We start from the raw sequence: 13,157 nt of genomic DNA, 5'->3' as shown, positions 1-13,157 counted from the left end.
TGTTCCCTCCGCTTTTGCCCTTTTGCCGTTCGACCCGGAACGGCACAGCTGACTGACGCCCGTCCGCTGCGCGGCCGGTCTGCAACCCTGATTCAGGTCCAGGTAGCGCCACAACCACTTATGCATCGCAGGACCGATCGCAGGCGGCAGTAAAGGACGCTCTTGAAGGTTACATTTTCTGTGGGCTTGATGCCGCCAGAAGGCCAAAAGACGACGGGATCGCGCGACAATCGAGCCATTGGTTCATTGACGCGGTCTGGTGAGTGATGTCTGATTGCCGTCAGGACAAGAACGCGTCGACACAAGAAAGTCGGCTGATACAAAACGGGAGAAGACCATTATGATGTTTCGCAGAACGTTGCTGGGCATGGCTGGGGCGGCGCTGGCCGTTACGCTGACCACGACCACCGCCATGGCGCAAGAAGTTACCTTGCGCCTGCACCAGTTCCTGCCACCGCAGGCCAACGTGCCCAAGCTTGTGCTCGATGTGTGGGCCGACAATGTAGAGAAAGACAGCGAGGGCCGGATCAAGGTTGAGCGCTATCCCTCCATGCAATTGGGGGGAAGCCCGCCAGAGCTGATGGATCAGGCCATCGATGGTGTCGCAGATATCGTCTGGACGGTGGTGGGCTATACGCCAGGGCGCTACCCGCGCACCGAAGTCTTCGAGCTGCCCTTTATGATGACCAACGCGCGTGCTGCGTCGTCGGCCTATTGGACGATGTTTGAAAAGCACATGAAGGACACTGAATTTGCCGATGTGCATATTCTGGGTACATGGGTACACGGCCCCGGTCTGATCCACGCCAACAAGGAGATCCGTACGCCTGCCGATATGGCGGGTGTCAAATTGCGCGGTGGGTCGCGTCTGGCCTCAAATCTGATCAAGCAACTGGGCGGGGAACCTGTGGGCATGCCGGTGCCAGCGGTGCCAGAGGGGCTGTCCAAGGGTGTAATCGACGGCACGACGATTCCGTGGGAAGTCACCAAGGCGCTGAAGGTGCCGGAGCTGGTCAAGAACCACACCGAATTCACCGGCAACGCGCTATATACGCTGACCTTTGTGCTGGCGATGAACCTTGATCGCTATGAAGGTCTGTCAGATGAAAACAAGGCCGTGATTGATGCCAATTCCGGCCTGGAGTTTTCGATCTTTGCCGGAGGTACCATGGAAGACAGCGATGCGCCTTCGCGCCAGATCGCTGTTGATCTGGGCAATAACATCGTCACGCTGAACGCTGAAGAGACAGATGAGTGGCGCGCGGCGGCACAGCCTGTGGTCGACGCCTGGCTGGCGGATATGGAAGGCCGGGGCATCGACGGGCAGGCCCTGATCGATGAAGCCAAGCAATTGATCGCGGATTACGACAAGTAATCTGTCCAAGACACCGACCCGCAGCGGCACGCGTTGCTGCGGGTTCTCCGCCAGCGTATTGCGAGCCTCAGCACATGCACCGCACCATACAGACGCTTGCGCGCTTGACCGCCCTGTTGGGGGGGCTTGTGTTGCTGGTGATTATCATCATGACCACGTTGTCCGTGGCCGGGCGCAGCCTTGGTCTGGGCGAGATCACCGGCAATTACGAGATCCTCGAGGCGGGGATCGCGTTCGCCATTTTCTCATTCCTGCCAATCACGCAGCTTTATGGCGCCCATGCGACAGTGGACATTTTCACCTCGGCCCTGCCGGGGCGGACGAACAGGTGGATTGCTGCATTTTGGGAAATTGTTCTTTTGCTTGTGATCCTGCTGATTGTCTGGCGGCTGTATGAGGGGACGTTGAGCCATTACAAGCGGGGCGGGACAACGGTATTTCTGCAGTTTCCGCTGTGGTGGCCCTATACCGCCAGTTGCGTTGCGGGCGTGGTGGCGAGCATCACAGCACTTTATTGTGCCGTGATGCGGATCCGCGAAGCGGTCGGGGATCGCAACATTCTTCCTTCTGAACATGGTGAGCATTGATATGGCGGCGAGACGGAGCACCGCAGCCCCCCGAGAGGGGGGACAGCGATGCTTTGAAGGACGCTGTCCTTCAAACTTCCTGGGAATATTGCAGCCAGAGAAAGGAGGGGCGCGGTGAGCAATCTTGAGCTGGGTTTCTATTCCTTTCCTGTGCTGCTGCTGATGATCTTTTTGCGCGCGCCTATTGGGCTGGCGATGCTGCTGTGTGGTTTTGGCGGGTGGTACATGGCGATGGGGGGTAATCCTGCGCCGCTGATGGCCAAGATGAAATCCGAGACCTATACGACTTTTTCCAGCTACTCGCTGAGTATCATTCCGATGTTTCTGCTGATGGGGCAATTCGCGACGTTGTCGGGCATGTCGAAAGCGCTGTTCAAGGCTGCCGAAAGCTTTCTGGGGCATCGGCGCGGCGGTGTGGCGATGTCAGCTGTGGGGGCCTGTGCGGGCTTTGGCGCGATATGCGGCTCGTCGCTGGCAACCGCGGCGACGATGTCCAAGGTCGCCCTGCCTGAGCTCAAGCGGTATGGGTATTCGGGTGGGTTTTCGACGGCGACACTGGCCGCGGGGGGGACCCTGGGCATTTTGATCCCGCCGTCCGTGATTTTGGTGATCTATGCGATCATCACCGAACAGAACATTGCCAAGCTGTTTCTTGCGGCCTTTGTTCCCGGTGTTTTGGCAGCACTTGGGTATATGCTGACGATCTCACTTTATGTGCGGCTTTATCCTGATGCGGCGGGCACGCGGCCTGCGGTGCCAATGGCCGAGCGCTTCAAGGCGCTGGCCGAAACATGGCCGGTGCTGGTGATCTTTGGGGTTGTCGTCGGCGGTATCTATATCGGGTTTTTCACCCCGACCGAAGGGGCGGCGGTGGGGGCTGCGGGCACGGGGATCGCCGCGCTGCTGTCCGGGTCGCTGAACTGGCAGGTGCTGAAAGACAGTCTTTGGGGCACGGCGCGCACCACGGGCATGATCTTTTTCATCGTGCTGGGGGCGGGGTTCTACAACGGGTTTCTGGCGCTGTCCGGGGTGCCGCAGTTTATGGCTGACTGGGTGTTGACCCAAGGGTTCAGCCCCTGGCTGGTGCTGTCAGTGATCTTGGTCTTCTATCTGATCTTTGGATGTCTGATGGACAGCCTGTCGATGATCCTGCTGACTGTGCCGATCTTTTTCCCGGTCATATCGGTTATGGATTTTGGCATGTCGCCAGAGCATGTGGCAATCTGGTTCGGCATTCTGGTGCTGATCGTGGTCGAAGTGGGGCTGATCACACCTCCTGTCGGGATGAACCTGTTCATCATCAACTCGATGGATCGTGAAACGCCGATGACGCAGACCTATAAGGCGGTGCTTTGGTTTGTTGGATCTGATGTGGTGCGGGTAGTGATCCTTGTCGCCTTTCCGGCAATCACGCTGTTTTTGTTGCCCCGATGACTCTGGCGCTAACCCTCAGGCCCCATAAAGTGCTGCGCGAGGACCGGGCGGACGGGAGCATAATCCTGCGGTCGAGATATGAGATTGGCCCTGTCGCGCGCTGCACCGGTGACTGGCTGGATCTTTGGGCCGCAGAGGCGCCGGACCGGGTGTTTCTGGCGGAGCGCGCGGGCGCTGGCTGGCGCGAGGTGACCTATGGCGTGGCCCTGCAGCACGTGAAAGCAATTGCGCGCCATTTGCTCGCGCGTGATCTGGGGCCGGAGCGGCCGATCATGATCCTGTCCGGCAATGGCGTGGATCACGGATTGCTGACCTTGGCCGCACAGTACGTCGGCATTCCCACAGTGCCCGTGGCAGAGCAGTATTCGCTCATTCCCGCGGCGCATGCGCGGCTGTCCTATGCGGCGCGGCTGACCACGCCGGGGCTGGTTTTTGCCGCCGACGGGGGACAATATGCGGATGCGCTGGCGCTGGATGTCTTTGCGGGTGTGGAAAAGCTGACCAGTGCGGCCGGGCCGGTCGGCACGACGCCATTTGCCGATCTGCTTGTTGAGACGTCGACGGATATCGGCCCGGCGGCCGCAGCGGTCGGCCCGGAGACATTGGCGAAAGTGCTGTTCACCTCCGGGTCGACATCGGACCCCAAGGGAGTATTGACGACGCAGCGGATGCTGACGACCAATCAGGCACAGATTGCGACCTGCCTGCCATTCCTGCGCGAGCGCCCACCATGTATCGTGGATTGGCTGCCGTGGAACCACACCTTTGGCGGCTCTTACAATTTCAACCTGATGCTGGCCAATGGCGGCAGCCTGTATATTGACGATGGCAAGCCCGCGCCGGGGCTGATGGACCGGACACTGGAAAATCTGGCGCTGAAATCGGCCACCATCAGCTTTAACGTGCCGGTAGGTTTTGCCCAGCTGGTTGCGGCAATGGAGGCGGATGCAGCCTTGCGCGAAACCTATTTCGCCAATCTGGACATGATTTTTTACGCAGGGGCGTCGCTGCCCCGGGCGACTTGGGACGCGCTGGCGCAGATGGCGCGCGAAATTGGGGGCAAAACGCCACTCATCACCACCTCTTGGGGGCTGACTGAAACGGCACCGGGCGCGATGCTGAGCCATCAGCAGTCGGATGATCCTAGCGTGATTGGCGTGCCGATGCCGGCGCTGGACGTCAAGTTGGTGCCGGTGGACGTGAACCGGTTTGACGTGCGTGTGCGCGGCGACAGCATCACAAAGGGCTATCTGCGAAATGCGGCCAAAACCCAGGAAGCATTTGACGACGAGGGTTTCTTTTTGACCGACGACGCGATGGGGTTTGTAGATCCGAGCGATGTCAGCAAGGGAATGGCGTTTGACGGGCGTTTGTCGGAGGATTTCAAGCTGAGCAGTGGGACATGGGTGCAGACTGCAGCCCTGCGGCTGTCGCTGCTTGGCGCGCTGGCCCCTTTTGCGCAGGATGCTGTTATCACCGGGGCTGACCGGGACGCGCTGGGTGTCTTGATCATCCCCAACCGGGCCGCGATTACTGCGCGCGGTTGGCACGTGCGTGAGCAAGACGGCCTGCTGCGCAGCGCGTCGCTGGAGCAAGCCCTGACAACACAGCTTGCCGCCCATGCAGCTGCGGCCACGGGCAGTGCCACGCGCATCTCCCGTGCCCTTGTTCTAGCCAATCCACCCGTCATGGCCGAGGGGGAGGCAACGGCGAAAGGCAACATCAACTTCCCCCGGTTTCTTGCCACCCGCGCGGACATGGTTGAGCGTCTTTATGGTGCGGATGGCGACGGGGTGATTGTCATTCCATCCTGACGCGCGCTTGCACCCGGGCCGATCCCATGCACAATCCGCATCAGGGGGAAAACCAGCATGCTGTCAGTGAACACGAATGCCGCGCACTATTTTGTGGACCGTCATATGGATGAAGGGCGCGGGGACAGGCTGGCCTATGTGGAGGCCGAGACCGGACGCACACTCAGCTATGCCCAGATGGCGCAGGGTGCGGGCCTGAATGCGGGTGCGCTGGCCCAGGCAGGCATCCGGCCAGAGGAACGCGCAGCGATGCTGGTGCTGGATCAGGTCGAGTTTCCGCAGATCTTCTGGGGGGCGCTGAAAGCCGGGGTGATCCCGGTGCCGCTGAACACGCTGCTGGCAACATTGGTCTATGACGTGATCCTGCGTGACAGCCGCGCGGCGATTCTGTTTGTATCGGCCCCTTTGTGGGATGTTGTGGCACCTGCGGTGGCAGAGAACCCCTATCTGCGCCATGTGGTTGTCTTGGGCGACGCGCCCGAGGGCACAACCCGTTATGAAGATTACCTCAAAGGGGCAGAGCCCCGGCCAACCTTACCGGCAAGCGCAGATGAGGTGGCCTTTTGGCTGTATTCATCCGGGTCGACCGGTCAGCCAAAAGGCGTGGCGCATATCCATTCCGCGCTGAAGGCCACAGCGGACACCTATGGCGCGCAGGTACTGGGCATCCGCGAGGATGACACGGTTCTATCGGCGGCAAAGTTCTTTTTCGCCTACGGGCTGGGCAATGAGATGACGTTCCCGCTGTCGGTGGGCGCGACAAGCGTGTTGTTCACCGGGCGTCCGACGCCGCAGTCGATGATCGAGACGATCAATGCCCATGCGCCGACGATCTTTTGCGGGGTGCCGACACTTTACGCCGCGATGGTGGCTGAGATGGATGCCAACGGGGCGCCAAGCGCGCCTTTGCGGCTGTGTATTTCAGCGGGCGAAGCCCTGCCCGAGGATGTCGGCACGCGCTGGGAAAGCCATACGGGTGTGCCGATCCTTGATGGTGTGGGATCGACCGAAATGCTGCACATCTTTCTGAGCAATGCGCCTGATGACGTGGTTTACGGCACCTCTGGCGTGGCTGTTCCGGGATACGATTTGCGCCTCGTGGACGAAACCGGTGCAGAGGTGGCAGACGGGGAGGTTGGCGAGCTGCTGGTCAACGGCGCCTCTGCCGCCAGTTGCTATTGGAACCAGCGCGACAAGACACGTGGCACGTTCGAGGGTGTCTGGACCCGGACCGGCGACAAATACGAGCGGCGCAGTGACGGCCGGTTGATCTACTGCGGACGCACAGACGACATGTTCAAGGTATCCGGCATCTGGCTGAGCCCTTTTGAGGTTGAAGGTGCGCTGGTCAGCCATCCGCGCGTGCTGGAGGCCGCTGTGGTGGCGCACCGCGATGCGGATGATCTGGAAAAGCCCAAGGCGTTCATTGTTCTGCAATCGGGGGCGGGCGATGACGCGCTGAACGACGAGCTGAAAGAGCTTGTCAAAGAGAAGATCGGCAAATGGAAATATCCGCGCTGGATAGAAGTGGTGGATGAACTGCCCAAAACCGCGACAGGAAAGATCCAGCGGTTCAAGCTGCGAGCGGGCGCTTGATGGTGCCCTGGACGGATGATGCGGCCGCACGGCTTACGGCGGACGGCAAGCGGCTGGAGTATCGCTGCTGGGGGCCTGAGCCGGAAAAGGCGCCGACGCTGGTATTGCTGCACGAAGGGCTGGGGTCTGTCGCCCTCTGGCGTGACGTGCCGGAGCGGTTGGTCAAGGCCACAGGCTTTGGCGTGGTGGCCTATTCGCGCGCAGGCTATGGCGCGTCTGAACCTGCCGTTTTGCCGCGCCCGATCACGTACCAGACCCACGAGGGCACGGTTGTGCTGGCCGAAGTGCTTGACGCTTTGGGAATTGAGACCTGTGTGCTGATGGGGCATTCGGATGGGGCGACCATGGCGGCGATCTATGCCGGGTCGGTATCAGATATGCGGGTGCGGGGGCTGGTGCTGATCGCGCCACATTTCTTTACCGAAGAGAGCGGCATTCAGTCGATCGTGAATACGGGCGGGCTTTATGAAACGCAGAACCTGCGCGAGAAGCTGGCAAAGTATCATGCGGATGTCGACAATGCGTTCTGGGGCTGGCACGACGCCTGGACCAACACGGATTTTGCCGACTGGAACGTGGCGGATGTAATTGATCACTGGCGCATCCCGTGCCTCGCCATTCAGGGCGATGACGACCCTTATGGGACGCTTGCCCAGATAGAGGAAATCGCCACGCGCATTTACTCTCCGTTCGAGACGCGCATCCTGCCCAACTGCGGCCATGCCCCGCATCTCGAATGGCCGGTCGAAACAGATGCTGCGATTGCAGATTTCTGTGCAAGGCTTGAGCGGCTGGAGCGGGAGCCCGTTGCCTTTGGCTGATTTGCCGCCCTTTCGGCATATTCCCGGGCAAAACGCGCGGCATCCAGAGGACTGGTTTGACGATCTCAAAGCCAGTGTGACCCCGGATACACCGCCCGAGGCGCTAGAGATGACGGCAGCGTGGCAGGCCGGTCTGGTCTACTTTGAAGCGGGGTATTTCTGGGAATGCCACGAGGTATTGGAGGCGGTCTGGATGCAGGCCCCGCAGGGCAGTGCAGAGCGCGAGATGACGCAGGCGCTGATCCAGTTGGCCAATGCGCGTTTGAAGCTTCTGATGGGTAGACCCAACGCGACCCGGAGACTTTGTGATATCGTGGAGGCGCACCTTGAAAACTGTGTGCCGGCGGAATCCGTGCTGGGGCTGAGTGTGGGTGTGATGCGCGCATGGGTGGGGGATACGCGATCTGATATCGCATTATAATGCATATATGTGCGGGTATTTTGCACTTAGATGCACTTTACCCGACGATTTGTTGAATTATATTTCATGTAACGAACGGAGGGCTCCACATGACCAAAGTGATCGATTTTCAAACCGATCCGTCAAAGTACCGTCATTGGAAGATCGAATATGACGGCCCGGTCGCAAATCTGTTCATGGACGTGGATGAAAAGGGCGGACTGTTTGAGGGCTATGACCTGAAGCTCAACAGTTACGATCTGGGTGTGGACATCGAACTGGCCGATGTCGTGCAGCGGATGCGGTTCGAGCATCCCGAGGTCAAGGTTGTGGTCATGCAGTCAGCCAAGGACAAGGTGTTCTGCGCCGGGGCGAATATCCGGATGCTGGGCGGCGCGGCACACGGTCACAAGGTCAACTTCTGCAAATTCACCAATGAGACACGCAACAGCTATGAGGCGGCGCTGGCTGAGTCGGGTCAGAACTATATCTGCGCCATAAAGGGGGCCTGCGCGGGCGGCGGGTACGAGTTGGCATTGGCATGCAACCACCTGATGTTGACCGATGACAGCACGTCGTCTGTGGCCCTCCCCGAAGTGCCGCTGCTCGCGGTCCTGCCCGGGACCGGGGGGCTGACTCGCGTGACGGACAAGCGCAAGGTGCGGCGCGATCTGGCGGATGTATTCTGTTCAGTAGAGGAAGGGGTGCGCGGAAAGCGTGCGGTCGAATGGGGGCTGGTGGATGAGGTGTTTCCCAATTCCAAGTTCGATGAGGCCGTTGTCGAGCGCGCCCGCGAAATGGCTGCGGCCTCCGACAAGGCGGACGTTGAGAAGGGCATCGATCTGACCCCGCTGGAGCGACGCATTTCAGAGGGTGCGGTGACCTATTCCACGGTAGAAGTTTCGCTGAACCGCGACGAAAACCGGGCACGGATCACCATCGATGGTCCCGATGCGGACGCGCCAGCGGACATGGCGGCGTTCACAAAGGTAGGCGCTGATGCATGGATGCTGCGCTGTGCGCGGGAATTGGACGATGCGATCCTGCATCTGCGCAACAATGAAAAAGAACTTGGCCTGATCGAGTTTCAGACCCGGGGCGACCCGGCGCGGGTTGTCGCCCACGAGGCGCTGTTGCTGGACAACAGCGATCATTGGCTTGCCAACGAAGTGTTGCAGTATTGGAAGCGCGTATTGAAACGGGTCGATGTGACCTCGCGCAGTCTGGTGGCGATTGTGGAGCATGGGTCTTGTTTCGCGGGGCCGTTGGCGGAACTGCTGTGGGCGGCCGATCGCAGCTATATGATGCTGGAAGAGTTCGACGGGGATAACCGCCCCCTTGCGACGCTGACGATGACCGATGGCAACTTTGGCACCTATCCGATGGGCAATGATCTGACCCGGCTTGAGGCGCGGTTTTATGGCACTCCGGAGCAGGTTCAGACGCTGAAGGACAGCATCGGTGAGGCGCTTGATGCGGAGGGCGCAGACGATCTGGGGCTGGTCACATATGCCTATGACGACATCGATTGGGAGGATGAGGTCCGCCTCTTCATGGAAGAACGCGCGAGCTTTAGCCCCGATGCGATGACGGGCATGGAGGCAAACCTGCGCTTTGTGGGGCCCGAGACAATGGAAACGCGGATCTTCGGGCGGCTAACGGCCTGGCAGAATTGGATTTTCCAGCGCCCCAATGCTGTGGGCGAGGACGGCGCGCTGCAACGGTATGGCAGCGGCGTGCGCGGCAAATACAACATGGAACGTGTGTAACGGGCGCGGATTTTTTGAAAAATCCGGCCCAAAATCTTTGAAGATTTTGGCCACCGAAGGAGGCAAGCAATGCTCGACCTGATCAATGTCAGCTATGATACGCAAATCCCGAACAATGTCGGGCTGTCGGAAGACAAAAAGGTGCTCAAGGCGCTGGAAAAATGGCATCCGGGCTACATCAACTGGTGGAACGACCTGATCCCGCAGAATTTTCAGGATAGCATGGTTTATCTGCGGACCGCGGTCAGCGTTGACCCGAAGGGATGGGCCAAGTTCGATTACGTCAAGATGCCCGAGTACCGCTGGGGCGTCCTGCTGGCCCCCGCCGTCGAAGACCGCAAGATCCCCATGGGCGAGCACAAGGGTGAGACCGCCTGGCAGGAGGTACCGGGCGAGTACCGCAACATGCTCAAGCGGCTTATCGTCATTCAGGGCGACACGGAGCCGGGGTCTGTCGAGCAGCAAAAGTTTCTCGGTCTGACCGCGCCGTCGCTATACGACATGCGCAACCTCTTTCAGGTCAATGTCGAAGAGGGCCGTCACCTGTGGGCGATGGTGTATCTGCTGCAGAAATACTTTGGCCGCGATGGCCGCGAAGAGGCGAATGAGTTGCTGGTGCGGTCCTCCGGCTCAGAAGATGCGCCCCGGATGCTGGGTGCCTTTAATGAGGAAACGCCGGATTGGCTGAGCTTTTTCATGTTCACCTATTTCACCGACCGGGATGGCAAGATGCAGCTGGAAAGCCTTGCACAGTCGGGGTTTGACCCGCTGAGCCGCACCTGCCGCTTCATGCTGACCGAGGAAGCGCATCACATGTTTGTGGGCGAAACCGGCGTGGGCCGGACCATTCAGGCGACGCTGGAAGCGATGAATGCAAACGGTATTACCGATCCTTATGACGTGGGCAAAATCCGCGATCTGGGGGTCATCGACCTGCCGACGATCCAGAAGAAGCTCAACCTGCATTATACGCTGAGCCTTGATCTCTTTGGGCAGGAGGTGTCGACCAACGCCGCCAATGCCTTTAACGCCGGGATCAAGGGCAGGTATATGGAGCAGCGGATTGATGATGATCATCAGCTGCAAAATGATACCTATCCGGTGACGTCCATCGTCGATGGTCAGATCAAGACCGAGGACGTGCCCGCACTGACGGCAATCAACATGCGCCTGCGCGATGACTATGTCCGCGATGCTGCGGGTGGCGTGGGCCGCTGGAACAAGCTTATTGCAAAGTCCGGCATCGAATTCGAACTCAAGCTCCCGCACGAGGGGTTCCATCGCCAGATCGGTGTCTTTTCGACCGTGGCTGTCGACCCCGATGGTGCCATCATGAGCAGTGAAGAGTGGATGAAGCGACAGGACGAGTGGTTGCCGACCAAGGCAGACGGCGACTTTATCCAATCGCTCATGGTGCCTTGTTATGAGGCTGGTAAATACGCCTCTTGGATCGCGCCGCCCAAGGTCGGGATCGACAACAAGCCAGGCGATTTCGAATACGTCAAACTTCATATGGCTTGAATTCAAGGTGGGCGGACGCCGCGTTCGCCTTACATCAACCTCATGGCTGACCTGGAGAAACCACAGATGCTTACCAGACGCACCATTGCGCATGCGCCGCAAACGGAACAATTGGGACTGGCGCTGCAGAAGCTGCAGGGTCCGTGCATCGGATGCGTGGATTGTCAGGGTGTGTGTCAGGCTTTGCTGGATACAATCAGCGTGCCACAATTCATTCTACGGGATCGCGCCTTATGAATGCGCCTGTCAAACAGCACCTGATTGATCCGGAAATCTGCATCCGGTGTTACACCTGCGAGATGACCTGTCCGCTGAACGCGATTGAGCATGACGACAACAATGTCGTGGTGAACGCGGATATCTGTAACTTCTGTATGGATTGCATTCCTGTCTGTCCCACTGGGTCCATCGACGAATGGCGCGTGGTTGAAACCCCATATACTCTTGAGCAGCAGTACGAATTTGAAGAGCTTCCCGAACAGGAAGATATCGAAGCCGCACCCGCCAGCGCTGACCAAAGCGCCGCCGATCCGGTTGCCGCGCTTTTGGCCGAAGCGCATGCAGGAGCCGGAGGGAAAGCCAAGGCGCCCGTGTCATCCGCCAAACCCACGGTCAACATGTATACGCTTGGCAAGCCCGCCACGATGAAGGTGCAGGGCAATTATCGCCTGACCGACGATCCGGACCATGACGTGCGCCACATCATCCTTGACCCCGGAGGGGTGCCGTTTCCGGTGCTTGAGGGGCAGTCGGTCGGGATCATCCCCCCGGGTACGGACGAGGATGGCAAAGCCCATTTGCCGCGACTCTATTCTGTATCGAGCCCTCGCGACGGGGAACGGCCGGGCTATCACAACATTTCGTTGACGGTAAAGCGCGAGGACAAGGGGCTGGCGTCGAATTATCTGTGTGACCTCAAGCAGGGCGAAGACGTGCAGGTCACTGGCCCCTTTGGTGCTACATTCCTGCTGCCCAGCAAGCCGGATGCGCATCTTTTGCTGATCTGTACCGGGACCGGGTCCGCGCCGATGCGCGCCTTTACCATGCAGCGCCAGCGGTCGGGTGCAACAGGCGGGATGACGATGTTCTTTGGTGCACGCACGCCGGAAAGCCTGCCGTACTTTGGCCCGCTCAAGAAGGTGCCAGAGGCGATCCTCAAGCAGCATCTTGTTTTCTCGCGGGTGCCGGATCAGGCAAAGGAATACGTGCAGGACCGCATGATCGCTCAAGAGGATGCGATCGCGGACATGCTGCAGGATGACCGCACGCACATCTACATCTGCGGGTTGCGGGGGATGGAAGAAGGGGTGGAAAAGGCCCTCACATCGATCGCGGAAAGCGTCGGTATCCAGTGGATCAACCAACGCGATGTGATGCGCGAGGATGGCCGCTATCACGTGGAAACCTACTGATGGCGGCGGATTTTGAATATCCGATCAATGTGACCTGGGGGGACTGCGATCCGGCCAGGATCGCCTATACCGCGCGGCTGCCGGCCTTTGCGCTGGAGGCGATTAACGGCTGGTGGGAGGCGCATTTTGACGGAAATGGTTGGTACCAGATGGAACTGGATCAGAATGTCGGCACGCCTTTCGTGAAACTGGAAATGGAGTTTTCCAGCCCGGTCACCCCGCGCCATACGCTGATGTGTGAAACCTTTCCGACGCGTTTGGGCGATAAATCCATCACCTTTGCCGTCAGGGGCAGGCAGAATGGCACCTTGTGCTTTTCAGGCAGTTTTACGTGTGTGTTTACCATCGCCGATGCTTTCAAAAGCCAGTCTGCCCCGCCCGAGATGCGCGCGGTCATCGAACCGCTGATCAAGGCTGCGTAAGGGACG

General features: G+C 59.4%; 11 protein-coding genes. All 11 read left to right on the top strand.

The features are described from left to right. The first annotated feature begins 340 nt into the window (after nt 1-340). The 11 genes from H9Q16_RS12215 (at nt 341) to H9Q16_RS12165 (ending at nt 13,151) form a co-directional block, all read left to right on the top strand. A complete protein-coding gene (locus tag H9Q16_RS12215; protein ID WP_191075710.1) occupies nt 341-1,375 on the top strand; it encodes a TRAP transporter substrate-binding protein in 1,035 nt (344 codons plus the stop codon). 74 nt (nt 1,376-1,449) lie between these two features. Then, complete coding sequence (locus tag H9Q16_RS12210; protein WP_191075709.1) at nt 1,450-1,962, top strand: TRAP transporter small permease; 513 nt, start codon at nt 1,450-1,452, stop codon at nt 1,960-1,962. A gap of 114 nt (nt 1,963-2,076) precedes the next feature. Continuing rightward, nucleotides 2,077-3,396, top strand: coding sequence for a TRAP transporter large permease subunit (locus H9Q16_RS12205; RefSeq protein WP_191075708.1), 1,320 nt, complete (start codon nt 2,077-2,079; stop codon nt 3,394-3,396). Beyond that, nucleotides 3,393-5,210, top strand: coding sequence for a feruloyl-CoA synthase (locus H9Q16_RS12200; protein WP_191075707.1), 1,818 nt, complete (start codon nt 3,393-3,395; stop codon nt 5,208-5,210). Before H9Q16_RS12205 ends, H9Q16_RS12200 begins: the two co-directional genes overlap by 4 nt. A 57-nt stretch (nt 5,211-5,267) precedes the next feature. Continuing rightward, the gene (locus tag H9Q16_RS12195) at nt 5,268-6,806 is read left to right on the top strand and encodes a benzoate-CoA ligase family protein (RefSeq protein WP_191075706.1); all 1,539 of its coding nucleotides are present in this window, start codon (nt 5,268-5,270) and stop codon (nt 6,804-6,806) included. After that, nucleotides 6,806-7,627: an alpha/beta fold hydrolase gene (locus tag H9Q16_RS12190; protein WP_191075705.1), complete on the top strand. Its 822-nt coding sequence runs from the start codon at nt 6,806-6,808 to the stop codon at nt 7,625-7,627. The genes H9Q16_RS12195 and H9Q16_RS12190 overlap by 1 nt, the downstream gene beginning before the upstream one ends. Beyond that, entirely contained in the window at nt 7,620-8,048 is a 429-nt protein-coding gene (locus tag H9Q16_RS12185) for a DUF309 domain-containing protein (RefSeq protein ID WP_246455719.1), read from the top strand. Before H9Q16_RS12190 ends, H9Q16_RS12185 begins: the two co-directional genes overlap by 8 nt. 89 nt (nt 8,049-8,137) lie before the next feature. Beyond that, nucleotides 8,138-9,796 (top strand): 2,3-epoxybenzoyl-CoA dihydrolase, encoded by a 1,659-nt coding sequence (gene boxC / locus H9Q16_RS12180; RefSeq protein ID WP_191075704.1) that lies wholly within the window; start codon nt 8,138-8,140, stop codon nt 9,794-9,796. A 69-nt stretch (nt 9,797-9,865) separates the two neighbouring features. Next, on the top strand, nt 9,866-11,317 hold the full coding sequence (gene boxB, locus H9Q16_RS12175) for a benzoyl-CoA 2,3-epoxidase subunit BoxB (protein ID WP_191075703.1): 1,452 nt from the start codon (nt 9,866-9,868) through the stop codon (nt 11,315-11,317). A 233-nt stretch (nt 11,318-11,550) separates the two neighbouring features. Then, nucleotides 11,551-12,729 carry a benzoyl-CoA 2,3-epoxidase subunit BoxA gene (boxA, locus tag H9Q16_RS12170; protein ID WP_191075702.1) on the top strand — a complete coding sequence of 393 codons (1,179 nt, stop codon included), beginning with the start codon at nt 11,551-11,553 and terminating at the stop codon, nt 12,727-12,729. Beyond that, nucleotides 12,729-13,151 (top strand): acyl-CoA thioesterase, encoded by a 423-nt coding sequence (locus tag H9Q16_RS12165; protein ID WP_191075701.1) that lies wholly within the window; start codon nt 12,729-12,731, stop codon nt 13,149-13,151. Before boxA ends, H9Q16_RS12165 begins: the two co-directional genes overlap by 1 nt. Nucleotides 13,152-13,157 lie beyond the last annotated feature (6 nt).

The organism is Sulfitobacter aestuariivivens, from assembly GCF_014763045.1.
GTDB classification, from domain to species: Bacteria; Pseudomonadota; Alphaproteobacteria; order Rhodobacterales; family Rhodobacteraceae; genus Sulfitobacter; species Sulfitobacter aestuariivivens.
The sequence above is the reverse complement of the archived record's forward strand: the minus strand, read 5'-3'. Positions and strand labels throughout refer to the sequence as shown.